The sequence below is a fragment of the Burkholderia sp. Bp9143 genome, from assembly GCF_003853645.1.
Classification (GTDB): Bacteria; Pseudomonadota; Gammaproteobacteria; order Burkholderiales; family Burkholderiaceae; genus Burkholderia.
Genome location: NZ_QTPO01000031.1, coordinates 62813 through 87978, shown reverse-complemented (window position 1 = coordinate 87978; position 25166 = coordinate 62813). Strand labels below are relative to the sequence as shown.

25 protein-coding genes are annotated in these 25166 nt (G+C 64.8%); 15 read left to right on the top strand and 10 right to left on the bottom strand.

Annotated elements, in window-relative coordinates; all coding sequences use genetic code 11:
• The first annotated feature begins 366 nt into the window (after positions 1-366).
• From DIE23_RS23040 to DIE23_RS23020, 5 genes are all read left to right on the top strand, one after another.
• Positions 367-942, top strand: a complete 576-nt coding sequence (locus DIE23_RS23040; protein WP_124614253.1) for a hypothetical protein — start codon at positions 367-369, stop codon at positions 940-942.
• 154 nt (positions 943-1096) lie between these two features.
• The gene (locus DIE23_RS23035) at positions 1097-1390 is read left to right on the top strand and encodes a TM2 domain-containing protein (RefSeq protein WP_124614252.1); all 294 of its coding nucleotides are present in this window, start codon (positions 1097-1099) and stop codon (positions 1388-1390) included.
• 603 nt (positions 1391-1993) lie between these two features.
• A complete protein-coding gene (locus DIE23_RS23030; RefSeq protein WP_124614251.1) occupies positions 1994-2941 on the top strand; it encodes a TIGR04255 family protein in 948 nt (315 codons plus the stop codon).
• Positions 2938-3525 (top strand): hypothetical protein, encoded by a 588-nt coding sequence (locus tag DIE23_RS23025; RefSeq protein ID WP_124614250.1) that lies wholly within the window; start codon positions 2938-2940, stop codon positions 3523-3525. Before DIE23_RS23030 ends, DIE23_RS23025 begins: the two co-directional genes overlap by 4 nt.
• 699 nt (positions 3526-4224) lie before the next feature.
• Positions 4225-4629 (top strand): DUF6678 family protein, encoded by a 405-nt coding sequence (locus tag DIE23_RS23020; RefSeq protein WP_124614249.1) that lies wholly within the window; start codon positions 4225-4227, stop codon positions 4627-4629.
• A gap of 114 nt (positions 4630-4743) precedes the next feature.
• Here the strand turns inward: DIE23_RS23020 and DIE23_RS40335 are convergent, their stop codons facing one another.
• The 4 genes from DIE23_RS40335 to DIE23_RS39660 all read right to left on the bottom strand — a co-directional run bounded on the left by DIE23_RS40335 (position 4744) and on the right by DIE23_RS39660 (position 7026).
• A complete protein-coding gene (locus DIE23_RS40335; protein WP_256941070.1) occupies positions 4744-4872 on the bottom strand; it encodes a hypothetical protein in 129 nt (42 codons plus the stop codon).
• Positions 4873-5021: 149 nt separating this feature from the next.
• Positions 5022-6380 carry a sensor domain-containing diguanylate cyclase gene (locus DIE23_RS23015; protein WP_124614248.1) on the bottom strand — a complete coding sequence of 453 codons (1359 nt, stop codon included), beginning with the start codon at positions 6378-6380 and terminating at the stop codon, positions 5022-5024.
• A gap of 110 nt (positions 6381-6490) precedes the next feature.
• Positions 6491-6739 carry a DUF2795 domain-containing protein gene (locus DIE23_RS23010; RefSeq protein WP_006756942.1) on the bottom strand — a complete coding sequence of 83 codons (249 nt, stop codon included), beginning with the start codon at positions 6737-6739 and terminating at the stop codon, positions 6491-6493.
• Positions 6740-6855: 116 nt separating this feature from the next.
• Complete coding sequence (locus DIE23_RS39660; protein WP_006489933.1) at positions 6856-7026, bottom strand: hypothetical protein; 171 nt, start codon at positions 7024-7026, stop codon at positions 6856-6858.
• Positions 7027-7179: 153 nt separating this feature from the next.
• Between DIE23_RS39660 and speG the strand changes: the two genes are divergently transcribed.
• From speG to DIE23_RS22995, 3 genes are all read left to right on the top strand, one after another.
• Positions 7180-7722 (top strand): spermidine N1-acetyltransferase, encoded by a 543-nt coding sequence (speG, locus tag DIE23_RS23005; protein WP_124614247.1) that lies wholly within the window; start codon positions 7180-7182, stop codon positions 7720-7722.
• 501 nt (positions 7723-8223) lie between these two features.
• A complete protein-coding gene (gene sap1, locus DIE23_RS23000) occupies positions 8224-8571 on the top strand; it encodes a surface attachment protein Sap1 (RefSeq protein WP_044848669.1) in 348 nt (115 codons plus the stop codon).
• 177 nt (positions 8572-8748) lie between these two features.
• Positions 8749-9303 carry a YaeQ family protein gene (locus tag DIE23_RS22995; RefSeq protein ID WP_124614246.1) on the top strand — a complete coding sequence of 185 codons (555 nt, stop codon included), beginning with the start codon at positions 8749-8751 and terminating at the stop codon, positions 9301-9303.
• A 10-nt stretch (positions 9304-9313) separates the two neighbouring features.
• On the opposite strand, the gene DIE23_RS22990 is transcribed toward DIE23_RS22995, so the two are convergent.
• Positions 9314-9727 carry a VOC family protein gene (locus DIE23_RS22990; protein ID WP_124614245.1) on the bottom strand — a complete coding sequence of 138 codons (414 nt, stop codon included), beginning with the start codon at positions 9725-9727 and terminating at the stop codon, positions 9314-9316.
• A gap of 429 nt (positions 9728-10156) precedes the next feature.
• Between DIE23_RS22990 and ada the strand changes: the two genes are divergently transcribed.
• The 3 genes from ada (at position 10157) to gshA (ending at position 14306) form a co-directional block, all read left to right on the top strand.
• Complete coding sequence (ada, locus tag DIE23_RS22980) at positions 10157-11248, top strand: bifunctional DNA-binding transcriptional regulator/O6-methylguanine-DNA methyltransferase Ada (protein WP_124614243.1); 1092 nt, start codon at positions 10157-10159, stop codon at positions 11246-11248.
• Complete coding sequence (locus DIE23_RS22975) at positions 11245-12219, top strand: DNA-3-methyladenine glycosylase (protein WP_124614242.1); 975 nt, start codon at positions 11245-11247, stop codon at positions 12217-12219. Before ada ends, DIE23_RS22975 begins: the two co-directional genes overlap by 4 nt.
• Positions 12220-12692: 473 nt before the next feature.
• On the top strand, positions 12693-14306 hold the full coding sequence (gene gshA / locus DIE23_RS22965) for a glutamate--cysteine ligase (RefSeq protein WP_185646519.1): 1614 nt from the start codon (positions 12693-12695) through the stop codon (positions 14304-14306).
• A 98-nt stretch (positions 14307-14404) separates the two neighbouring features.
• Here the strand turns inward: gshA and DIE23_RS22960 are convergent, their stop codons facing one another.
• Entirely contained in the window at positions 14405-14716 is a 312-nt protein-coding gene (locus tag DIE23_RS22960; protein ID WP_124614240.1) for a DUF4148 domain-containing protein, read from the bottom strand.
• A gap of 553 nt (positions 14717-15269) precedes the next feature.
• Here DIE23_RS22960 and DIE23_RS22955 point away from each other — a divergent pair.
• Positions 15270-16910: an L-lactate permease gene (locus DIE23_RS22955; RefSeq protein ID WP_124614239.1), complete on the top strand. Its 1641-nt coding sequence runs from the start codon at positions 15270-15272 to the stop codon at positions 16908-16910.
• 104 nt (positions 16911-17014) lie between these two features.
• On the opposite strand, the gene DIE23_RS22950 is transcribed toward DIE23_RS22955, so the two are convergent.
• The gene (locus DIE23_RS22950) at positions 17015-17932 is read right to left on the bottom strand and encodes a LysR family transcriptional regulator (protein WP_124614238.1); all 918 of its coding nucleotides are present in this window, start codon (positions 17930-17932) and stop codon (positions 17015-17017) included.
• A 229-nt stretch (positions 17933-18161) separates the two neighbouring features.
• Between DIE23_RS22950 and DIE23_RS22945 the strand changes: the two genes are divergently transcribed.
• The 3 genes from DIE23_RS22945 (at position 18162) to DIE23_RS40330 (ending at position 21426) form a co-directional block, all read left to right on the top strand.
• On the top strand, positions 18162-20333 hold the full coding sequence (locus DIE23_RS22945; RefSeq protein WP_124614237.1) for a phosphocholine-specific phospholipase C: 2172 nt from the start codon (positions 18162-18164) through the stop codon (positions 20331-20333).
• Between the two features lie 195 nt (positions 20334-20528).
• On the top strand, positions 20529-21254 hold the full coding sequence (locus tag DIE23_RS22940; RefSeq protein WP_124614236.1) for a phosphonate utilization associated transcriptional regulator: 726 nt from the start codon (positions 20529-20531) through the stop codon (positions 21252-21254).
• 43 nt (positions 21255-21297) lie between these two features.
• Entirely contained in the window at positions 21298-21426 is a 129-nt protein-coding gene (locus DIE23_RS40330) for a hypothetical protein (protein WP_260436146.1), read from the top strand.
• 273 nt (positions 21427-21699) lie between these two features.
• On the opposite strand, the gene DIE23_RS22935 is transcribed toward DIE23_RS40330, so the two are convergent.
• From DIE23_RS22935 to DIE23_RS22925, 3 genes are all read right to left on the bottom strand, one after another.
• Positions 21700-22005: a DUF4105 domain-containing protein gene (locus DIE23_RS22935; RefSeq protein WP_185646518.1), complete on the bottom strand. Its 306-nt coding sequence runs from the start codon at positions 22003-22005 to the stop codon at positions 21700-21702.
• Positions 22006-22487: 482 nt separating this feature from the next.
• The gene (locus DIE23_RS22930; protein WP_124614234.1) at positions 22488-23876 is read right to left on the bottom strand and encodes an FAD-dependent oxidoreductase; all 1389 of its coding nucleotides are present in this window, start codon (positions 23874-23876) and stop codon (positions 22488-22490) included.
• Positions 23877-24007: 131 nt separating this feature from the next.
• The gene (locus DIE23_RS22925; protein ID WP_124614233.1) at positions 24008-25138 is read right to left on the bottom strand and encodes a 2-aminoethylphosphonate--pyruvate transaminase; all 1131 of its coding nucleotides are present in this window, start codon (positions 25136-25138) and stop codon (positions 24008-24010) included.
• Positions 25139-25166: the final 28 nt, after the last annotated feature.

Here is a 25166-nt window from a genome sequence, read left to right as displayed (position 1 = left end):
ACAAGTCGAATCTGGTACGAAATACGCGAACTGATGATGTCTCGCGATGAAGCGGTGGCGCGAAAGAATCTTTCTTGTGCGCATTCAGTACAAGCACGTCCTCACACAATTGAGGGTTTGCACGTGTGGTAGACACGAGGTGGGTCTTGTTTCAAAACTGAATCAACACGGTATGGGTGCCCCGCCCGACATCGTTTCCCCATTCCCCAAACCGATCCCGGCTGTGCGTCAGGGGGAGGTGGCATATCTAATGCGTGCTCGATTCACGCGCCCTTTGCGCGAGATGGAAATCGGGGAATAAACAACAAGCGCGTCGGCGGCGACCAACGGCTGATACGTGGCGCGCGATACGAATCGGGGAAGACGATGAAAACGATATGGGTAGTGACGGGGCTGTTGTCCCTGAGCGGTTGTGCCTCGATCATCGACGGCTCGGCGCAGGTGGTGTCGGTCGAGACGCGAAGCTCGACGGAGGCGGTGACCAGCGCGAGTTGCAAGCTTACGAACGACAAGGGTACGTGGTTCGTCACGACGCCTGGTTCAGTTTCTCTGCATCGATCGATGGGGGACCTGAACATCAAGTGCGACAAGGAAGGGCGCGAGTCGGGTATCTCCACCGTGGCTTCATCAGCGCGCGGCATGGTCGCCGGCAACCTTCTGTTCGGCGGCATCGTCGGCACGGCGATCGATATGGGTACGGGAGCCGCTTATGACTATCCGACGCTGATTACCGTCAGCATGGGCGCGGCGAAAATGAGCGCGGCTCCTGCGGCGGCGAGCGGCGCACCTTCAATGATCCCAACGTCTTCTCCGGCACCGTCCCCCATCGCCACTGCCGCGGCAAACCCCGTTGCCGGTCCAACCCAAGCGCGAAACTTCACCATCATGCCCTCGTGTTCGACCATCACATCCGGCCCGCGAGTCAACTGCACGGTCCCCTGACGATCGTAATGCATGTTACCCCGGGCGGCGTCTGGTGGGCTCGCAGCCGAACAAGACACGATGGTGTTGGAGTGCGGCTCAATGTTGTGCGTCGATAGTCCGTCTACTTATCGCGTGATTCATTTATTTCGTTATGGTACTTGGAGAAGATGGAATGAACGATTCTGCTCGAAACATGATGATGTACGACGCGCGGAAAAAGAGCGGCGTTGTGGCTTTTTTACTGTGGCTCTTTCTCGGCGGCGTGGGCGCACACCGGTTTTATCTGGGGCGCACTAGTTCGGGTGTCGCTCAACTTCTGCTATTTATTTTCGGCTGGTTGACGGTATCTGCATATATTGGCGTCTTCCTGCTTGTGCCGCTATACGTGTGGGTTTTGATAGACGCATTTCAGATTTCAGGAATTGTTCGTGAGCATAATTGCCAGCTTGCGAATGCTCTTTCTTGAAAATTGCCTCTGCGTGCAATGTATCGCTTTCGCTTCATAAAGTCGCTGCTGCCGCTTATTTGATTTGAATCTTAGTGGATAATTGCAACAGATTTGGGAGGTGGAATGAACAGGTGGAGCGTATTCTGGATTTCCGCCGCAATATGTTGTGGCGCGACCATTGCGGCGTATAAGGAAGCCACTACCTACGATCCGGTAGCGGCTGCGCGAGTGGCGGCGGAGCAAAACGAAGCACAAGCTCGTTACCTGGCTGCTACCGAATTTAATCGGTGTATGAACGAGCCTCATCCGTGGAACTGTCCTACCTACGGGCAGGAGCTGGCCTCGATACGTGACGCTTTTCAGAACGGAAGCATGCGTTTTGCTCGCTCTGAGCCTGATGGCGGGCCGATCGCATATATCGTAGCTGCGTTGATCTCGGGCGCGATTGCATTGGCGCAGCTGCTGCGTAGGCACCATGCGCAGTAACCAAGACGGAGGAACGGCTTGCTGCTCCCTGACGACCGCTCACGAAGTAATTGCGTGCCCCCGCCCGGCCGAGTCGGGCAGGGGCTAGAGGATTCAAATAGTCCCGATTCTTCGTCCGTTCGTCCGTGCTCGAATATGGGGCCGGATGTGGCATGGAATTCTCCTCACCGTGCGTGGATATTTGTGCTACGCTGCCCAAAACCGCCCGCATTATCACATCTACAATCTGATATCAACAAAATTGAAGCCGTGAGTCCGAGCCCAGAAGGAAGCGTGCGTGCGCCGGTAAAGTTTGTTCGGCCGCCGGTTTTTGAGGTCGCATGCGGAATCCACTTTTCGAGTGAGCGCCCCCTAGTGACTGCTCATATTGGGGCGTATTGGGAGCGCGTGAGAGATGCGTATCCAAAGGCCGAAGATGCTGCCCCTCTGCAAAGCGTTGTCGAGCAGCCAGGCCTCGGCGCCATGTCGGTATTCGAGTTCAGCAATCTTCCCCCACTTCGACGTGCCTGGCTGTTTAGTGCTGACCGACGGAATTTAATTCAACTGCAGCAAGACCGGTTTATCTTCAATTGGAAGCGCGAGTCGGCGGGAGACTCATATCCGAGCTACGCGGTAGTAATCGAGCAATTCGAGACTCAGTTGTCTGATTTCATTGTTTTTTGTAATGAAATTGGGGTGGGAGGGTTGACTATCAGGCAGTTCGAACTTGCCTATGTCAATCATATTTCTGCATCTAATGGTCTTGGCGCGGCAGCAACGGCCGACACAATCCTTGTCGATCATTTGAGATCGACAAGCGCGGAGCGTTTTTTGCCGGAACCAGAAGGCTTTAACTGGGCGACGTCTTACGCGCTGCCACGAGACTTGGGGCGCTTGCACATCACTGCACAGTCCGCGTCCCAGTTGCCAACTCAAGAGCGCTTTGTCCGACTCGATCTTACTGCGCGTGGCATTTCGACGGATTTGTCGGCTACTGGAAGACGAGAGTGGTTCGACGTCGCACATGAGTGGATCACACATGGATTTGCCGATGTTACGACGCCCGCAATACACGTGGCGGAATATTGGGGGAGAACTTCATGAGCGACTACTGGTATGCAATTGAAACGTCCCCGGATAGCATTACTGCTTTTTCCAACAATGATTTCACCCACGATCTAGGAGCGACACCAAAGAAGCGGTATATGAGCATCGTCAAAGCAAATGCGGTCCAGCGTGCTAGAGACGTTGGGGCGAGAGATGGCGTAGTGGTGGCGTCCGGATTACTGACCGACGACTCCTTGCCGGTGGGAAAAGTGACAGACGCGTCCATTGAGCGTGCCAGAGAGCGGGAGAGATTGATTTCGCTCATTGGGCAAATGAATCAGGACGGCTATTCATGCATGCGCGATCGACCGAGCAAGATTTCGGATGAGAGCGCCGCCGCTGCTCGGGCGTTGTTCGAGATGCTACTGCCCACTCACGAGGTGCCTAAAGTCGCACCAGATGGTGAAGGCGGCCTGATTGTTGTTTGGGACGATCCGGGTAGTTCCACGGTCCTCGTGATTGACAATTGGAAGCTTCATCTTGTTGTTAATGCAACGACCCCAGAAGCTCGCTATTTTGACGATGTTCCCTTTGACGGCGAGCACCTGCCGGACGTGATCGTTGAGTCGATTCCACGCTGATGGGGGGGCGTCCGTGGCGGACGAGAACAACAATGCCGCGGCGGAGTTAGAGGTCGAGCCAATTCCCGGCGCCGCAATCATTACTAGGCTGATCGATGCCCCGCGCATGTATGAACCTGTAAAGGGCTTGCTTTGGGATAGCACGTTTGAGTTTCCGGGGGGCGCCGGGGAGTCGGTGAATTGGGACAAATACGCGCCACCTCCAGACGAGGTTCATCGTCTAGGCAAGCAGCGTCAGATCGCGAAGCAAGCCGTGCGGCCTGAGTTTGTTTACGCTGGTTACATACCCACGGAAGCCGAGCGCGTACGCACGATTAGAACTGCGCGTGGACATGGTTTTGATGTCGAGCATGTTCCGTCAGAGGGCATTCACCACGCAGAAATTCGGCGGCGCGTCAGCGAGGTAAATCCTCTGAGCAAAGGCGATAAGGGCGAGTTGCGCCTTGCTCTGCAGCGAGCATTTGCCCCTTTGGTGCCATGTCCACCCGAGGCATCAGACTAGCGGTTTGTTGGTTGGGTACACACTACGGTACACAAAGGCCTCGTGAGTCAGGCGGGGCCTTGTCGCGTCTTCGTTGAAGCGAAATCGATAGGTTCTGTATCGAAGTGAGCAGATGCTCCCTCGACCGTCCGCGTGTTCCGAACTTCTCTGTTCATCCTTTGTGAGTCGGGCTTGAGTCCGCGATGAGTGCCCTACCGATGGCCGACGCCGTGCCGCGCGGTATCGACCGGGAAAAAATCGTGTCCCTCGCGCGCCAGAAATTTGCTGGAGCGTTGGCCAACGACACCAAGTGGAACGAGTTGATCACCTTCGTGCGCGGCCTGGAGGGCTGGCGGCCCTCGTATCGATCAAAGTCGGTTAACGGCCATGTGACGGGATGGGATGTCGAGTGGTTCTACCATCTGCCGCTCCCGTTCGTCGGCGTCGAATGGCTGGATATCGGGCTGCATGAGCAAGCGTCGCCCCGCCATCAGGTGATCGATTACTCGGTGCTGCTGGGCAAGCTCGCGGAAATCGGCTTCGAATTCGAGGCTAGAGGCGATGTGGTGAGAGTCTGGGGCTACGCGCCGAAGTCCTATGAAGACTTTCCGCCCGACACGTAGGTCGCGGACAATCCCATCAAATCCATGCGGTCATGCTTGCGGCGGCTTGCGGTCCGGACCGTCGATGCCGTATCGACAGATCTGCTCGTCGAGGCATCCGGTCCGCACCCGCCATCAATCCCAATCCCGATGATGATGGTGGTAATACCCGCCACCACCGTAATACCCGCCGCCATCCGGCACCACGATGCAGCCGCTCAACAGCACCGCCACACCTGCAATCAGCAAAAGGGTCTTCTTCATCGCGTTCACCTGCTCGGATTCGACATGAACCCAGCATAGCGAGCGCCGTCAACACCGGCTGTAAGCGATCGTTTCCCGGCGCCGCAATCCGTAACGGCGGATTATTCCGGTCACAATGACCGTAACAAATCCCCAATCCGCAGATGTTTTCACGCCGCGGCGACGCGGTTTCGCCCCGCATCCTTCGCGCGGTACAGCGCCGCATCGGCGGCCTCGATCAATGCATCGGGCGTCGACAGGTCGTCGGCCGACAGGGTCGCACAGCCGACGCTGACGCTCACGCGCCCCGCCGGCGACCCAGGCATCGCGAGATCAAGCCGCAGCACCGCTTCGCGCGCCTCCTCGGCAACGACCCGCGCACCGCGCGCGCCGGTGTTCGGCAGCACGATCGCAAACTCCTCGCCGCCGTAGCGCGCGACGATGTCCGCCGGCCGCCGCACCGCACCGGCCAGCGCATTCGCGACGGCGATCAAACATGCATCGCCCTTCACGTGACCGAACGCGTCGTTGTAGGCCTTGAAGTGGTCGACGTCGACCATCAGCAGCGACAACGGCTCGCTTTGCCGCCGCGCCTGCGGGAACAGCGTGTGGAAATAGTCGTTGAAGTGGCTGCGGTTGAACGCGCCGGTCAGCGCGTCGCGCGCGGACGAACGAACCAGCGTCGCGTGCGCCTCGAACAGCTGCTGATACAGCTTCGTCACTTCCCAGGCGAGCACGCACACCAGAATGCCGGGGGTGAACATGCTGAACACGCGCGCGAGATACCAGCCGACCGTGAAGCGGTTCGTGGTCAGCAGGTTCAGCGTCGTGTCGGTGAGGCAGGCGAGCACCGCGATCGCGAGCCACAGGTCGAGCGTCGTGCGCAGCCGGCCGGCGGCCACCACGGCGACGAGCGCGAGCGCATTGAGGATCCACACGACCAGCGCGATTCCGTTGACGGGCAGTGCGGCCGCATCGCCCGGCGGATGGAACGCGGGCGGCAGCGCGACGTTCAGCGCCAGCACGCACAGCAGCGCGGCCGCGACGGCCGGGCCGCCGACCAGTGCGAAGGTCCACAGGCGCGTCTGCGCCGCGCTGACCGGTGCACGCGTGAGCCGCTCGCGCGCGAGCAGCGCGAGCATCACGAACCACGGAAAGCCGGCATGCCAGAAGATCCACATCCACGCGGCGGTTTGCGGACGCGCGTCGAACAATCCATGCGGCGCAAATACACCGGGAAAGGTGAGCAGCTGCAGCGCGACGGCGAGTGCGGTGAACGCATAGGCGCCGCCAAGCGCACCGAGCACGGGCTGGCGCGTGACGGTGAACTGTGCGCCGAGGAAGAAGGCGGCGATGCTCGCGGTGGTGAACACGGTCAGCGCGCACATCGGCATGAACGGCTCGACGGCCGGCAGCGCGACGTCCGCGTGCGGCACGGCGATCCCGAGGGCGAGCACGATGACGAGTGCCGTCAACGCGCCGAACCAAAGCTGGCGACGCGTCGTATGCTGGATCAGGATGCCTTCCATGGATTCCCCCGGGCGCTCGTGCGGTCACGCCCGGTCTTGGCGCCGGGCAGCATGCATCCGGCCGCAATGCGACCGGTGCGGCCCGATCCTATCGCGTTATTCGCGCGCGCTCAAATGCCGAGGCCGGGGCCGAAGTTGCCGGCGACCCAGCGCGTGACGGCATCGACGTCCGCGTAATCCTGTTCGGGCAGGCCGTCGAGCATCGATAGCACTTCGTTGCTCGCGCCGGCGTCGCGTGCGGCGTCGACGATCGCATCCTTGTTTGCCGGGTAGCGGACGGCGGCCAGCACGTCGGCGATCTGCAGGTCGATCGCTTCGCCGGGGATATCGTGCGGAGGGAGAGCGGGTTTGTCGTTCACGTCGGCGTCTCGCTGGTTGAGCGGGAATCGGTTCGAAGCGGGTTCGTAGCAGAAGGCGGTTGCACCGTTCCGGGCGCCCCGCCAGGACGGGTGCCCGTTCGGGGATGGTGATCGACTCAGTGCCCGCGCCGCACCCGGCGCCACGGATGCTTCCAGTCGATATGCGGTGCGTTTTCGTCGCGCGGATGCTGGCGCCGATGTTCCTGCCACAGTTCGTCGGAGAACAGCGCAGCCACGATCACGAGTGGCAGCACGAGGAAGATGCCGAGTATGACTTGCTCGATCACGATAGCCTCCTCGCGGTGGCAGGAACCCTTGCTCCCATTCTAGGCTCTGAACTTCGCCCGCGGTCAACTTCTTGCAGCGCGGAACGCACCCCGTCCGCGGCGGCGCTGAACGGGTGTTTCACGCGCGCGCGGGCATCAAAAAAGGACACGAACATGCCACTCCAGAACGACAAGCACACGCTTGCATTGCGGCCGCTGGAGCGCGAGGACCTGCGCTTCGTTCACGAGCTGAACAACGACGCGAAGATCATGCGCTACTGGTTCGAGGAGCCGTACGAAACCTTCTCCGAGCTGTCTCAACTGTATGACCGCCACGTGCACGACCAGCGCGAGCGCCGCTTCGTCGCGGTCGATCCGCAGGACGAGCTGGTCGGCCTCGTCGAGCTGATCGAGCTCGACTACATTCACCGTCGCGGCGAGTTCCAGATCATCATCGCGCCGCAATGCCAGGGGCGCGGCTATGCGGGGCAGGCGACGCGCCTCGCGATCGAATACGCGTTCAAGGTGCTGAACATGCGCAAGCTGTACCTGATCGTCGATACGTCGAATGCGGCGGCCATCCACGTATACGAGAAATGCGGATTCCAGCACGAGGCGGAATTGAAGGAAGAATTTTTCGGAAACGGCGCGTATCACAACGCTTATCGCATGTGCATCTTCCAGTGCGATTATTTCGAGCGCCCGCAATCGGCCTGAAAAACGTCAGAAAACAACACCGTTGAATGCGCCCTGCGGCCCCGCCGCCGCAGGCGCCCGGCTCACTCGGGAAAATACGGGTAAATACGAGTGCGCTTATACCTGGCATTTTTCTTGTATCAGGTAAATCCGGCCCCGCACTGCGGTAAATTCATATCGCTTCGGACGACTTTATGTGCAACGCGTCAAAATGATCCCGATTTTGAAATGAATTATCCAAACCGTTCAACGGGTGCATTGCCGCTTCGCTGAAAGTCTTGCCGGACAACGCTTTGCGCCCGATGGGGCGGGCGAGTCCGCCGGACGGCAGGCGCCGCCGCGCGTGCGCGGCAAGTCAAAAACCGGGTGCGCGCAGGGTGCGACAATTCGCCGCTATTGCGATCGCACAACAAATGTGCTTGATATCGCTTGCCGGTCTTCTAAAGTAAAAAACGCGGGTTCACGATCATCTTTAAACACATAGCTAACCCAGCCTGGTGCCCGCAAGCCTGGAGACAGAATATGATGAAGCGAACCGGTGTCCTTTTTGCCCTTGTCGGCGCATTTTCCGTGGTGTCGATCGCCCAGGCGGGCGGCGATGCGGCTGTCCAGCCGAAGCAGGAAATCCAGCTGACGAAGAATGCGTGGGGCTGTCTGTCGAAAGACAATCTGGACTCCGTACTGAGCCACGAGCGTGACGGCAAGTCGCAGGCGAAGCAGCAGTATTTCGACGACTATCGTTGCCTGTCGGTGCCGGAAGGCCAGCGCTTCCGCGTGGTGTCGGTCGATCAGGGCGACGTCCAGTTCGTCAGCGCCGACAACAGCGACCAGCAGGGTCTCTGGACCGATTCGCGCTTCGTCAAGCAGTAACCCGCACGCGCACCTCTCGCCTCGGCGCGCCGGCCCGAACCGTCGGCGGCGCGACCTGAACGCGGCCCGGCCGATGCCGGGCCGTCGTGCTGTGGCGCGCCCGTCACGCGCCGGACGGCGCGCATTCGGTATCATCACGGCCCGACCGAACCGAATGCCCGCCCGGGCCCTATCCGCATGGCGCTGAAATCCACGATCTACAAAGCCGAGCTGCAAATCGCCGACATGGATCGGCACTACTACGCCGATCACGCGCTGACGGTCGCCCGTCACCCGTCGGAAACCGACGACCGGATGATGGTGCGCATCGTCGCGTTCGCGCTGTTCGCGCACGAGCGTCTCGAATTCTGCAAGGGGCTGTCGGACGTCGACGAACCCGATCTGTGGCAGAAGGACCTGACGGGCGCGATCGACGTGTGGATCGAGGCTGGCCAGCCCGACGAACGGCGCATCTCGAAGGCGGCCGGCCGCGCCGGGCAGGTCACGGTGATCGCGTACGGCGGCAAGACCTCGGATATCTGGTGGCAGGGCGTGCGCAGCAAGGTCGAGCGGCTGCGCAACGTGCAGGTGCTGTCGCTGGGCGACGGCGTCGCGGCCGCGCTCGGGCGCCTCGCCGAGCGCACGATGCGCTTGCAGTGCACGGTGCAGGACGGCACCGCCTGGATCTCGAGCGCCGACCACGATCCGGTTGCGGTCGAATGGACGGTGCTGAAGGCGCGCGCCGACGCGTGACGGCCGGCGCTCAGCCGAGCGCGGCAGGCGGCCCCTTGAATTCCAGCATGTTCCCCTCGGGATCGAACAGATAGATCGACGGCCCGTAGCCGCCGGCGCCGTAGCGCTCGGCGGGCGCGCCGGGGCGCGCGCCATGCGCGGCGAAATGCTCGATCAGCGCGTCGGGGTCGAACGGCTCGACGCGCAGGCAGAGATGGTCGAGATTGCGGCCGGTGCCGGGCGGGCCGCTGTCGGGACGGTCGATCGGGCCGCCGACCGACAGCAGGTCGATCAGCGCGTCGCCGGCGCGCAACTGCACGAGGCCCAGGTCGGGCTGTTCCTTCTCCACGTGACAGCCGACGGCCTCGCAGTAAAAGCGCGTCATCGCAGCCATGTCGGTCACGCGCAGCACGACGTGATCGATCGCGCGGATGGTCGGTTTCATGAGCGGGGCACTCCTTCGCGGATGGCGTGCACCGAGTGTAGACCGCGCCGGCGACGCATGCCGGAACGCTGCACGATCGACGGACGAAAAAAAGCCCGTTCACGCGGAGCGGAACGGGCTTAATCCATATCAGGAGGAGACATGGAGGAGACAGTTCCAACTATACACACGGCGATGGTGCGTTGCAATATTCCGAGTGTAAAAAATGGTCAGGACGGCGATTTGTCGCAGCTGCACTGCAGCAAAAGGGTGACGGAATCGTGACGAAAGCGGCGTCGCGGCAGCGCTTGCGTGGCTTTTTGTCCGATCGATCGATTTCGATGCGTCCCCGGTTTCGCCGGCGCGAATCACAGAGCAAGATTCAGGGCGCGACGGCCTGGGCCGATGTCTAGAGTAGGCACCATCTACACTAGAGAGTGCGAGGTTCAGATGAAAACCGCCTATCCGACCGACGATGCCCGCTGGGGCGCCGTGACCGCCCGCGATCCGCATGCGGACGGCGCGTTCTTCTATGCCGTGCGCACGACCGGCGTGTTCTGCCGCCCGACCTGCGCATCGCGGCTGCCGCGGCGCGAGCATGTGTCCTTCTTTGCCAGTCCGGCCGACGCGCGCGCGGCCGGCTTCCGCCCGTGCAAGCGCTGCCAGCCCGAAGGGCTGCCGCGCGAGCTCGAGATCGTCAATCGTGCATGCGCGGTGCTCGACGCGCATCCGGAGCGGCTCACGCTGCAGCAGTTGAGCGACGCCGTGCACGTGAGCCCGTTCCACCTGCAGCGGCTGTTCAAGCGCGTCGTCGGCGTGTCGCCGCGGCAGTACCAGGCAGCGCAGCGCGGCGCCGCGTTGCGCGAGGCGCTGCAAAGCGGGCAGCCGGTCACGCAGGCGGCCGTCGACGCGGGTTTCAACTCGCCGTCGCGGCTCTACGCATCGGTGCCGCGCGAGCTGGGGATGGCGCCGTCCGCATTTCGTCGCCAGGGCGCGGGCCTGCGGATCGACTATGCGACCGCGTCGACGCCGCTCGGCACGGTGCTCGTCGCCGCGACCGAACAGGGCATCTGCCGGATCGCGTTCGGTGACGAGCCGGCGTCGCTCGTCGCCGAACTGAAGGATGCGTTCGCGCGTGCCGGGCTGGTCGAATCACCGTCGCGGCTGGCGCCCTTCGTCGCGCAGATTCGCGCGTACCTGGACGGCACGCGGCACGCGTTCGACCTGCCGCTCGACATCGCGCCGACCGCGTTCCAGCAGCGCGTGTGGGAAGCGCTGACGCACATTCCGTACGGCGAAACGCGCAGCTATTCGGAGATCGCCGAGGCACTCGGCTCGCCGCGTGCGGTGCGGGCTGTCGCATCGGCCTGCGCGTCGAACCCGGTCGCGCTCGCGATCCCGTGCCACCGTGTCGTGCAGAAAGGCGGCGCGCTCGCCGGATATCGCTGGGGCGTGCGCCGCAAGGCGACGCTGCTCGCGTCCGAGGCGCGCCATGTGCGCGACGATGAAACCGAAGCCGTTGCGGAGGGCAACGCAGTTTGAGCATCGAACCAACCACGATCACGTCGATCGCGGACGGCGGCCTGGTGCCGCCGTCCGCGCAGATGGAGTTGCGCTTCAAGGCGCCGTACGACTGGGCGCGCGTGCTGCGCTTCTTCAGCGGGCGGGCGATTCCGGGTGTCGAACAGGTCGTCGACGGCGTGTATCGCCGTATCGTCGATCTGAACGGCGATGCGGGCCGGCTCACCGTCACGAAGCATCCGCGCCGGCATTGCCTGATCGCGACGGTCGAAGGGGCCGCCGCGCGCCATGTCGACGACGCGTTCGCGCACCGCGTCGCGTCGATGTTCGACCTCGGCGCGGACCCGGCCGCGATCGGCGACGGGCTCGCGCGCGACCCGTGGTTCGCGCCGCTCGTCGAGGCCGCGCCGGGGCTGCGGGTGCCGGGCGCCTGGTCGGGATTCGAGCTCGCGGTGCGCGCGATCGTCGGCCAGCAGGTGAGCGTGAAGGCGGCGACGACAATCGTCGGCCGGCTCGTCCAGCGGGCCGGCGAGCGCGTCGCGCACGACGACGGCATGGCGGCGCCGGACGGCGTGCCCGCCTGGCGTTTTCCGACGCCGGACGCGCTCGCCGCATGCGATCTGGAGAAGATCGGGATGCCGGGCAAGCGGGCCGCGGCGCTGACGGGCATGGCGCGTGCGGTGGCGGCCGGCCACGTGCCGCTCGATCCCGCACAGGCCGATCTCGCGGCCCTGCGCCGCGCGTGGCTCGATCTGCCCGGCATCGGCCCGTGGACCGTCGAATACATCGCGATGCGTGCGTGGCGCGACCCGGACGCATGGCCGGCGTCCGATCTCGTGCTGATGCAGTCGATCACCGCGCGCGATCCGTCGCTCGACCGGCTCGCGAGCCAGAAACGCCGCACCGAAGGCTGGCGGCCGTGGCGCGCGTATGCGGCGCTGCATCTGTGGAACGACGTGGCGGACCGGGCCGGCGGCGCGCGCGGCGGATGACGGTCGCCGGCGGCCGGCGGGTGCGACCGGGCAGGGCGGTGCTGCAACCCGCAAAGGGCGCGGAGCCGGCAGCGATCGGTCGGTCGTCCTCACGGTTGCGACGCTTGACGGCGATCTGGCCGCTTCGGCGCCCGTCGCCCCCGCCGTATGGTCGGGTCGACCGTGACGGCGATGCATCGTGGGTTCGGCTGCGCGGGTTGCACCTGGCGGCACCGTTGCGCGCACCGCTCACGTTCCTTCCGACGAATTTCGCGTGATCGCCGCGTCCGGCGGCACCGAAGACGGTTTGCCGCGCGTGGCGATCATTGCCATCGGCCCGTCCGGCGGCCCGCTACGGGCGGGTGCGCACCGCCCGGAGCCACCTCAAGCGCGCGTCTCGGCGAGATGTTAAAGTGCCCGCTACCAACGAAGCGACCCATAATCCAGCCGGCCGCGCGGCGTCCTGCGCGCGGCCGTCACGCACTTGCGTCTCCATGTCGAACACCATGACTCTCCGCCAGTCCGAACTGCTGCTGAATCGTCTCGAAGCGCTGAGCTCGGGCCCGACGCGGCAGCATCTGCCCGACGGCCTGCGCGGCATCGAAAAGGAAAGCCTGCGCGTGACGCGCGACGGGATGATCGCGTTTTCGCCGCATCCGCGCGCGCTCGGTTCGGCACTCACGCACCCGTCATTGACGACCGACTATTCCGAAGCGCTGATCGAACTGATCACGCCCGCGGAAGCCGATGCGTCGATCACGCTCGAACGCCTCGACGATCTGCACCGCTACGTGTATACGTCGCTCGGCGACGAGATGCTGTGGAACGAATCGATGCCGGGCCAACTGCCGGCCGACGATCAAATCCCGATCGCCGACTACGGCACGTCGAACATCGGCCGCCTGAAGACGGTGTACCGCCGCGGCCTCGCGTATCGCTACGGCCGCACGATGCAGTGCATCGCCGGCATCCACTACAACTACTCGCTGCACGAGGAAGTGTGGCGGCGCCTGCATGCGGAAGAGGGCTCGACGGCAACGCTCGTCGACTACCAGTCGGAGCGCTATCTCGCGCAGATCCGCAACTTCCGCCGCCGTAGCTGGCTGCTGATGTACCTGTTCGGCGCATCGCCCGCGCTCGACGCGAAATTCCTGCGCGGCAAGCCGCACAAGCTCGACGCGTTCGATGCCGATACGCTGTACCGGCCGTATGCGACGAGCCTGCGGATGAGCGACCTCGGATACTCGAACACGACCGCGCAGGCCGCGCTGCACGTCGACTACAACACGCTGCCCGGCTATCTCGACGCGCTGTCGACGGCCGTGAGCGAGCCGTATCCGCCGTACGAGGCGATCGGCACACATCGCGACGGCGAGTGGATCCAGATCAACACGAACGTACTCCAGATCGAGAACGAGTTCTACTCGACGATCCGGCCGAAGCGCGTCACGTATTCGGGCGAGCGTCCGCTGCATGCGCTCGCGTCGCGCGGCGTGCAGTACATCGAAGTGCGCTGCCTCGACATCGATCCGTTCGAGCCGACCGGCATCGCGCTCGAGACCGCGCGCTTCATCGACGCGTTCCTGCTCGCCTGCGCGCTCGACGAGAGCCCCGTGCTCGACTGCGACGCCTACAAGGAAGCGAATGCCAACTTCGGCAGCGTGACGATGGACGGACGCAAGCCGGGGCTCACGCTGATGCGCGACGGTCAGCCGGTCACGCTGCAGGCGTGGGCGGACGACCTGATGGCCGATATCGAAACCGTCGGGCGCCGTCTCGACGAGATCCGCGGCGGCGACGAGCATGCGCGCGCGATCGCCGCGCAGCGCGAGAAGCTCGCCGATCCGGAGCGCACGCCGTCGGCGCGCGTGCTGCGCACGATGCGCGAGAACGGGCAGTCGTTCCTCGCGTTCGCGCTCGCGCACAGCGAAGCGCATGCCGCGCATTTTCGTGCGAACCCGCCGTCGGCGGAGACGATGCGCGCCGAGCAGGCGCTCGCGGCGAAGTCGCTGGCCGAGCAGGCCGAGCTGGAAACGAAAGAGGCCGGATCGTTCGACGCATTTGTCGCGGCCTATCGCGCCTATACGCTGAACCGCTTCAGCGTTTGATCGCCGCCGCCCGCCGCCCGCTGCGCGGCGGGCGGCGGGCAGGTCGGCTGCGGGCCGAGGGGGCCCGCGTTCACGCGCGCGGCCCGGTTTCGTCCGCTTCAGTGATGCGCGTACGTGTCGCGATCGACCGCGTGCGGCAGCGCCGGTTTCCCCGATTCCCCATTCGCATGGACGTCGCTGCCGTAGCCGGCCGCGTCGCCGCGCGCCTGCGCGGCACGCTGCATGATCGCCTGCATGTTCTGCGGAAAGTCGGGACTGCTGGCGAGACTCGCCCGGTAGCCGGCGGCCTGCAGTTCCGCGAGTTCCTGACGAACTTCCGCGCGCGTCAGCGTCGACGCGGCTTGGGCCTGGGCGGCGACAGCCGAGCCGATCAGCAGTAACGCGCACGCCGCATGTTTCATGGTCTTCATCGTTTTTGCTCCGTGAGGTGTCCGGAGCCGCGCATTCGTCGGCGCGGGCGGAATCGATGCGGCCAGTCTAGGCTTCGGACGCCAAACGAAACACCCTGCTCGCCGTCAGGCACCTTTGTCGCCTGAGCAACATTGCGCCGACGGCTTGCCGGCGTGCGCGTCAGCGGGGCGCCAGCCGCCGTTCAGCATGCGGCGGATTTGTGTATCGGCACCGCGCGCATCGGGCTTGCCCCCCTTGTGCAAGCGCGATGCGCCTCCTAACCTTTTTTAAGCGACCGATCGGTCGGCGCTGCGGCATGGTTGCATGCGCAAGCGTCGATCGGTTTTCGCCGCTGTCGAACGCACGTTTGATACGGGACCGGGGCATGCGCAGGCACCAGAGCGCCCGCGGCGTTGCATGGGGGCAGGCGCCGTGGCGCCAAGTCCCACCGACTTCCGGTCGACCGCGAAGCGTGGGGCTGGAGCAAGCGCTAAAGCGCTAACTCCGGTCGACCGCGAAGCATGGGACAGGCGTAAGCGCTAAAGCGCTAACTCCTGTCGACACGGAGACACGATGAATCCTACCGCCGCCCTGCCGCCGGGCATCCTGTTCGCGCAGCCGTTGACGCCCGTCGCCAACTCGCTGTTCCTGTCGTTCCTCGTCGCCGTGATCCCGATCGCGGTTGCACTGATCGCGCTCGGCGTGCTGCGCCGGCCGGCGTGGCAAGCGTCGCTCGCCGGGCTCGTCACCGGCCTCGCGGTCGCGATCGGCGCGTGGGGCATGCCGGCCGGCCTCGCGTTCAACGCGGTCGGCGCCGGCATGGCGCTCGCAGTCGTGCCGGTGATGTGGATCGTGTTCAATGCCTTGCTGCTATACAACATCGCGGTGAAGTCGGGCCGCTTCGACCAGTTCCGGCAGTGGATGCTCGACAACCTGCCCGACGATCGCCGCCTCGTGCTGCTCGTCGTCGCGTTCTCGTTCGGCTGTCTGCTCGAAGGGATCTCCGGGTTCGGCACGCCGGTCGCGATCACCAGCGCGCTGCTGATCGCGCTCGGCTTCCCCGCGCTCGAAGCGCTCACCTACACGCTGCTGTTCAACACGGCACCGGTCGCGTTCGGCGCGCTCGGCGTGCCGATTACCGTGCTCGGCGCGGTCACGTCGCTGCCGCCCGCAACGCTCGGCGCGATGGTCGGCCGGCAACTGCCGTTCTTCGCGCTGCTGCTGCCGTTCTACGTGGTCGGCGCGTACGGCGGCCTGCGCTCGATCTCGAAGCTATGGCCCGCGCTGCTCGTGTCGGGCGGCAGCTTCGCGATCGCGCAGTTCGTCACGTCGAACTTCCTCGGCTACCAGCTCACCGACGTGCTGTCGTCGCTGACGTCGTTGATCGTCACGATCGGCTTCCTGCAGGTGTGGAAACCGCAGCCCGATCCGCAATTCGCGCTCGCGCGCAGCGCGCCCGCCACGGCCGGCGCCGCGCGCGCGGGCTTCGGCGGCTGGCTGCCATGGATCGTCGTGTCGGTGGTCGTGATCGTCTGGGTGCACGCGAACATCGCGGCAATCGGCGACGTGAAGATCAAGTGGCCGGGCCTGCACAACACGGTGTTCGTGTCGCTGTACCACAAGCCGTATGCGGCGATCTGGGACTTCCAGCCGCTCGGCACCGGCACCGCGATCCTCCTGTCGGCGATCATCACGGCGGCGCTGACGCGCACCGGCGTCGGCGCGTTCCTCGAATGCGTGGTCAAGACGTGGCGGCAGACGTGGATCGCGATCATCACGGTGATGATGATCGTCGGGCTCGCGTACCTGCTGAACTACTCGGGGATCAGCTACACGCTCGGCACCGGCGTCGCGTCGACGGGCGCGCTGTTCCCGCTGGTGTCGGCGTCGCTCGGCTGGATCGCGGTGTTCCTGTCCGGCAGCGACACATCCGGCAATGCGCTGTTCGGCAACCTGCAGGTGGTCGCCGCGCGGCAGCTCGGCTTCGATCCGGTGCTGATGGCGGCGACCAACTCGTCCGGCGGCGTGATGGGCAAGATGATCTCGCCGCAGAACATCGCGACGGGTGTGTCGACGACCGACCTGAAGGGGCAGGAAGGCGTCGTGTTCGCGCGCACCTTCTGGCACAGCGTGATCCTCACGCTGCTGCTCGGCGTGCTCGTGTTCCTGCAGCAGCACGTGTTGACGTGGATGATCCCCGCGCTGCCGAAGTAACGCGCGGCGGGGAGCAACAAGGCTGGCACGCGGAGAACAACAGCACCGGAAAAGTAAGGGGAAGTGCGGCGGGAAAGACGCCAAGCCGGTGAGTGCGCGGCGGCTCAGCGCGCGTTCACCTGCCGCGTCATGTCGTGCGCGTCGTGCGCGTCGTGCGTGACGGGCCGCGCCGGCAGGATGCACGCGAGGAACGCATCGATCGCCGGGCTCTGGCGACGTGCCTTCAGGTAGTACACGTATTCGTCGATCGTCGTGTCGACGCCGCGCAGCGCGACGACGCGCAGGTCCGGATGACGCTCGGCCTCGCCGCGCGGAAACAGGCTTCCGCCCACGCCATGCAGGATCGCCTCGCGGATTGCTTCGCGGCTGCCGATCTCGGCGACCGACGTGGCCGCGACTCCGGCCGTCGCGAGGATCGTCTCCGTGCAGCGGCGCGTGACCGACCCTTCCTCGCGAATCAGGAGCCGCACGTCGGCGAGCTGCGCGGCGTCGATCGCGTCGAACCGTGCGAGCGGATGGTCGCGATGCACGACGAGCACGAGCGGATCGGTGGAAATCACCTTGCGTTCGAGGCCGTCCGCGTCATTGCGCTGCGACGACACCGCGAGGTCGATGCGGAACTCGTGCAGTGCCTGCAGGATTTCCTCGGAATTGCCAATCCGGCACGTGAGCGCGATCGACGGATGCGCGTGCGAGAAGCGGCCGACCGCGTCCATGATGTAGTACGGCCCGGTCGCGCCGATCCGCAGGTGTCCTTCGAACAGGCCGCCAACGTTGCGCAGCATGATGTCGGCCTGCGCCTCGAGCGCGATCATCTTCTCGACGAGCGGCAGCAGCTCGATGCCGGTCTCGGTGACCTCGAGCTTGCGGCCGCTGCGATAGAACAGCTCGACGCCGTACAGTTGCTCGACCTGCCGGATCTGCGCGGCGATTGTCGGCTGGCTCACGCCCAGGTGGCGCGCGGCGCGCGTGATGCTGCCCTGCCGGACAGTCGCGTGGAACGCCTTCAGCTGATCGAACACGACTCGGCTTCTCCCCCCTCTTCATCGCGCGTCAGCGTAGCGCACGCATGTGTCGGCCGGATGAAAGGCGCATCGTGCGCCGCTTCGAAAAAAAGCTGGGGGTGACCGCAAGAAACCTGCTGGAACCGGTCACGGCCGGGACATGCCGGTGCGGAGTAATAACGGCAACGCACCGACCGCCGGCCCCGCTCGACCGGCGCCACCCTTACCGACCCACAGGATCCCCTTCATGTCCGCCACCAATCGACGCGATTTCCTGCGCCTCGCCGCCCAGTCGGCCGGCGCGATGGCCGCCTACGCCGGCTTCCCGCCCGCGATCCGCAAGGCGCTCGCCATGCCGGCCGCGTATCGCACCGGCACGATCCGCGACGTCGAACACGTCGTGATCTTCATGCAGGAAAACCGCTCGTTCGACCATTACTTCGGCGGGCTGCGCGGCGTGCGCGGCTTCAACGACCCGCGCCCGCACCTGCTGCCGAGCGGCGCGCCGGTGTGGCAGCAGCCGCCGGCGTCGGTGTTCACGAAGCACTACCATTCGCGCGGGCTCGACCCGTCCGCGCCGTACGTGCTGCCGTTCTACCTCGACCCGAAGCAGACGACCGAATTCCAGCCGGGCACCAACCACGGCTGGAGCAGCGGCCACCTCGCATGGAACAACGGCCAGTGGGACCAGTGGGTGAACCAGAAGCAGGACGTGCTGACGATGGGCTACCTGAAGCGCCAGGACCTCACGTACCACTACGCATTGGCCGACGCGTTCACGATCTGCGATGCGTACTTCTGCTCCGCGCACGCCGACACGGCGCCGAACCGCATCTACCTGTGGACCGGCACGGTCGACCCGCGCAACATCTACGGCAACCCGCCGAACGGCCCGGGCATCGGCGAGCGCGACGACGTGAACGGCTACACGTGGACGACCTACGCGGAACGCCTCGAGAACGCGAAGATCAGCTGGAAGGTGTACCAGGGCGGCACGGGCATCCCGGGCGACCCGACCGACAACTACACCGACAACTCGCTGATGTTCTTCAAGCGCTTCCAGGTGAAGGAAGGCGCGAGCGGCCCGCTGGTCGACAAGGGCGCGTCGGACCACACGCTCGCCGAGCTGAAGGCCGACGTGCAGGCGAACCGCCTGCCGCAGGTGTCGTGGATCGTGTCGCCGTACAAGTACAGCGAGCACCCGCAGGCGTCGCCGACCGACGGTGCGTTCTACATCAACATGGTGCTCGAGGCGCTGACGTCGAACCCCGAGGTGTGGGCGAAGACGGTGTTCATCCTCAACTACGACGAGAACGACGGGCTGTTCGACCACGTCGTGCCGCCGGTGCCGCCGGTCACGAGCGGCGTGGGCGGCCAGGGCATCGTGTCGTCGAACCTGCTGTCGAACCTCGGCGACGAACTGCTCGACCTGAACAAGTACCCGGGCGAGATGAGCCCGCTGGTGCCGGGCGCGGACCCGGGCGGCATCCAGCCGATCGGCCTCGGGCCGCGCGTGCCGCTGATCATCATCTCGCCGTGGACGAAGGGCGGCTGGGTCTGCTCGGAGACGTTCGACCACACGTCGGTGCTGCGTTTCCTCGAAGCGCGCTTCGGCGTGATGGAGCCGAACATCAGCGCGTGGCGCCGGTCGATCTGCGGCGACCTCACGTCGGCGTTCGATTTCTCCGCGCGCCCCGATACGCGCACGGTGAGCTTCGCGGTGCCGCAGCACATCGCCACCGCCGGCCAGGCGTACCAGGTGCCCGCACGGCAGTCGATGCCGGCGCAGGAGCCCGGCACGCGTCCGGCGCGCGCGCTGCCGTACGAGCTGTTCGTGCATGCCCGCGTGAACGGCCGCGACGACAGCGTGTCGCTCGATTTCGCGAACTCGGGTGACGCGGGCGCCGCGTTCTACGTGTACGACCGCCGCAATCCGGCGACGCCGCCGCGCCGCTACGCGGTGTCCTCGCACGACCGCTTCGCCGATACCTGGAGCACGTCAGCCGCGCGCGGCGACTACCATCTCGCCGCCTACGGCCCGAACGGCTATCTGTGCGAATTCCAGGGCAACACGCGGCTGGCCGCGGACGGCCGTCACGCGAACCCGGAAGCGAAGATCGGCTACGACGTGCGCAACCGCCACGTGTACCTGCAGTTGCGCAACAGCGGTCGTGCGGCGTGCCGCGTGGTCGTCGACAACGCGTACAGCCATGCGCATGCGCGCAGCTACACGCTGGAGCCGGGCGAGCGCATCGAGGATCACTTCGAGCTGTCGTCGAGCCACGGCTGGTACGATCTGACGATCACCGCGACGACGCTGCGCGGCGGCGACGACAAGGTCGTGCGCCGCTTCGCGGGCCACGTCGAGACGGGGCGGCCGAGCCAGAGCGATCCGGGGCCGGCGAAGCAGACGGCCTGACGACAGGCCCGCGTCGTGCGGTCCGGCATGTTCACGCCGGCCGCGCGACGCCGCGTGCCGGCTGCATTCCGGCACGCGGAGACGGTTTTTGGAAACTGAAAACTGTTGACAATGTATCAGGCCGAGGGTATATAAGGATCATTCGCCGACATGGCGCCCTCGTTTTTCACCCGCAGCTCCGCTGCCTGCCCGACCATGACAGCCCCGAACGCGCTCAACGCCATCGAACTCCTGCAAAGCCAGTCGCTCGCGATGATTGTCCAGGACATGCTCGAGCGCGCGATCGTGTCGGGCGAATATGCGCCGGGCGAGAAACTCAACGAAGTCGATATCGCGACCAAGCTGAACGTGTCGCGCGGCCCCGTGCGTGAAGCATTCCGCGCGCTCGAGCAGGCCGGGCTGCTGCGCAACGAGAAGAACCGCGGCGTGACGGTGCGCGTCGTGCCGCTGCGCGAGGCCGAGGAGATCTACGAAGTGCGCGCGATGCTCGACGAGTCGGTGGCGCGCGCGCTCGCGAAGCGCATTTCGCCCGACACGCTGAAGGTGCTGAAGGGCATCATCCAGTCGATGAAGGATGCGGCGAAGACGCACGACGTCACGCGCTACACCGAGCTGAACGTGCAGTTCCACGACGCGATGGTGGTCGGCGTCGGCAATACGCACCTCACCGACACCTATCGCCGGCTCGTGCGCCAGCTCGGGCTGCTGCGTCAGGCCGCGATCGAGGCCGAGGAGAATGCGATCGCGGTGTCGGCGGCCGAGCACGACAAGATCGTGCAGGCGCTCGCGAGCGGCGACGAGGAGAAGGCCGTTGCGCTGGTGCGCGAGCACGTCGCGCACGGCCTCGCGCGGATGCGCCGCACGCACGAGCAGGGGCTGCCTGCGACGGGCAAGGCGGCGCGGGAGAAGGCCGGCGCGTGAGCGGACACGGTATGTGTCGCCGCACATCGATGACGAAAGGGTGTTGAACCTGTCGATCACCGCCTTTTATCGTTGCATCGCGCGGTTACGCGTGGCCAGCGCGTCGCGCCGCAAGGGCGCAGTTCCGGTCGAAATCGGTGATGCCCGGGTCGGATGCGGTGAGCGCACGTAGGCGATTATTTGCCGCCTCGTTTATCGAAGAAGTCATCGAGGACCCAGCCTGTACCGGACCCGCAATGCACCTGAGTGTATGCGTAGATTTTGGCAACACGATCCGCTAGTGGAGTGCAGGACTCGCCCTTCCTGATCGTAAAGGTCGGCTGGGTTCTATCGTCGTTGGGCTCGGCGAAGGCCGGCATATCTTGAAGCGCCGTCCATTTCTCATCTCTATATTTCGAGCACGCACTGAGCATCACGATGAGTGTGGCCAATAGTAGAAAGCGCATCATTTCTTTGGATATCGTCGGATTCCAATCAATCGTTTCGAATGGTGCAGACCAGTCATCAAATCCGCAGGGGCTATGATACCCGGGAGTTGCCATCTCGGGTCGTAAGCCAGAATTCCCGCCTTGCCAAGTATTCCGGCTATATTCGATGAGCAGTTGTTGTCGACAAGAGAGTAGCGCTTGTTTTCATGTCGCCTCTTTGTTATCTCGGAAATAATAATTCTTTTCTCTGCCTCGGATGCATTGATGAGATAGCCGATCGTATCGCGTTGCATCTTTGTTTGCTGGCGATTCAGGTAATTCAAGGCATTATCAACGTCCCATCCCGGGTGTGCTCTGCCATATACGACTCCATCGATTGCGATCGCTGCATGTCCGAACTGTGATCCCCGCGAGATGGATTGGGAGTCACTAATCAAGACTTCAATGGTGGATGATCGGTGCATGAAGATATGAGGGATTCATCTTTTGTGGAAAGCCTAAAATCCTATCATGTTATTTTTGTCAATGAAATCGAGATAATGATATTGCAAAAAGAAGATGTATATCGTGTAATGCATGTCTCGTTAATCCGCTGCGCGTTAGGACATGTCTTATTGGGGGTGATTATTTACATGAGGGGATGCCTGTTTTAGAGAAAACAAGGAATCGGCGATCTGACTTGTTCTATTGAAGGATTTCTCTTTCTTGTTATCCGGGCGATGCGTGAGTCCGAATCAAAGTCGGCGACGCGGTAGCCCTGGCGATCCGGGCGCGTTTCTTGATTCCCATCGCATCGCGCTCGTCGTCACGCCTTGTCGGCCTTGCCCGCCGCGCTCGCGAATTTCGCGAGCCACGTGTCGACGATCGCCGGCCGCCGGCTCTCGTCTTCCGCACGCTCCTTGCGGCGGATTGCATTGCGCACGACGTGCGCGCCGACGTAGCGGATCGGCTCCGGCGGGAAATGGCCAAGCGGGCCGCGCACGATCGGGCTGCGCGTCCACGCGTTGTCGAGGCCGAGCACCAGCGACGACAGGATCTGCCCGCCCATGTAGGTCGGCCCGACGCCGTTGCCCGAATAGCCGAAACCGTAGAACACGTTCGGCGCGCCGTCGAGGCGGCCGAAGAACGGGAAGCCCGTCACCGAGCGGTCCGACGGGCCGTTCCAGCTCGCGGTGACCGGCACGCCCGCGAGCGACGGGAAGAATTCGCGCAGGCTCTGCGTGAGCTGCGCCTCGTACGGCGAGCGCCGGTCGAACACCGGCGCGATGCGGCTGCGCCACGAGAACGTGTTACCGCCCTTGCCGAGCATCAGCCGGCCGTCGGCGGTCGTGCGGTAGTAGTACACGAAGATCCGCGAATCGAGCACCGACACGCCGTCCACGAGCCCGGTCTGCTCGAGCAGTTCCGGGCATTTCTCGGTGATGACCATGTCGCTCGACACCACCGCGATCGTGCGTTCGAACTGCGGGAAGCGGCTCGCCATCCACGCGTTGATCGCGAACACCAGCTTGCCTGTGCGCACGCTGCCGGACGGCGTGCGCACGATGGCCGGCTGCCCGGGCGTGAAGTCGACGAGCGGCGTGCGCTCGTAGATCCGGATCCCCATGTCGAGCGCGACGCGGCGCAGCCCGCGCACGAGCTTGCCCGGATGCACGGTCGCGGCGATCGGCGAGTACACGCCGTCGAGATTGCGCGCGGAGCCCGAGCGGCGCGCGACTTCCGCAGCCGGCAGCGGCTCGTAGCTGTGGATGCCGCACGCGGCGAGCGCGTCGAGCACCGGTGCGAGCGTGCCGACCTGCGCACGCGACGTCGCCGTGTACAGCGTGCCGTCGAGCCGCAGCTCGGCATCGATGCGATGCGCACGGCAGAAGTCGGCGATGTGCTGGACGGCCGCCTCCGACGCCTTCACGAGCCGGATCGCCTCCGCTTCGCCGAACAGCCTCCGCAGCGTCAGGAATTTCGCGGACCACGTGAGCAGGCACCCGCCGTTGCGCCCGCTCGCGCCGGCGCCACACAGGTCGGCCTCGAGTATCGCGATGTCGAGCGCAGGGTTCTGCTGCTTCGCCTGGATCGCGGTCCAGAGCCCCGTGAAGCCGCCGCCGACGATGCAGACGTCGGCCTGCGTCGCGCCCTGCAGCGCGGGGGCGAGATCGCCGTCGTTGAACAGCGCTTGTTCGATCCAGAAGGGTCGCATCGGATGTCGTGCCAGTAAGGGTCGGGGTTGCCGTGCCGCACACGGCGGGAAAAACGAAAGCGAAAACGAAACCGCCGCACGGCGACGCACGGCGGTGAGCCGCTCGCCGCCGTGCGGCCCGGTGCGTCGCGTCAGGCCGCCGCTTCGGCGGACACGCGGCGCACGCCCATCGCCTTCAGCGTGTCGGCGATCGCGGCGACCGCGCCCGGAATACCGGCTTCGCCGAAGTGGCCGATGCAGCCGACGCGGAACGTGTCGACTTCGGTCAGCTTGCCCGGATACAGAATGTAGCCGCGCTTTTTGACCTCCTGATAAAAGCGCTTGAAGTCGTAGTTCGGATCGTCCGGCGCATGGAACGTGACGATGATCGGCGCCTGGATCGCCGGATCGAGGAACGGCCGGAAGCCGAGCGCGCGCATCCCGTCGATCAGCGCGCGATAGTTGCGCTGGTAGCGGCCGCCGCGCGCGGCGAGCCCGCCTTCGTCGACGTACTGCGCGACGGCCGCGTCGAGCGCCGCGACCACGTGCGTCGGCGGCGTGAAGCGCCACTGCGTCGTGCGCTGCATGTACACCCACTGGTCGTACAGGTCCATCGCGAGCGAGTGGCTGTTGCCTTCGCAGCGCTCGAGCGCGGTGCGCCGCGCGATCACGAAGCCGAGCCCCGGCACGCCTTCGAGACATTTGCCGGACGCCGCGATCACCGCGTCGAACGGCGTCGTGCGCGCATCGATGTCGATCGCGCCGAACGAACTCATCGCGTCGACGATCAGCCCGCGGCCGTGTTTCGCGACGACCTGCGCGACGTCGTGCAGCGGGTTCAGCACGCCGGCGCCGGTCTCGCAGTGGACGAGCGCGACGTGCGTGATGGTCGGATCGGCCGCGAGCGCACGCTCGACGTCGGCCGGATCGACGCGGCGGTCCTCGCTGTAGTCGATCGTCGTGAGCGTGCGGCCGAGCACGCGGCAGATCTTCGCGAGGCGCGCGCAGTACGCGCCGTTGTTCGGCACCAGCACGTGGCCGTCGCGCGGCACGAGCGTGCCGATCGCCGCCTCGACCGAGAACGTGCCGCTACCTTGCAGCGGCACGCATTCGTGCGTGCCTTCGCCGTGCACGATCTGCAGCAGCCGTTCGCGCAGCCGCGCGGTGATCGCATTGAAGTCGCTGTCCCACGAACCCCAGTCGCGCAGCATCGCGTCGCGCGTGCGGTCCGAGGTCGTCAGGGGGCCGGGGGTGAGCAGGATGGGCTGGGTGGCGAGCGTCATGGTGTCTCCTTGGTGAAGTCGGGACGTC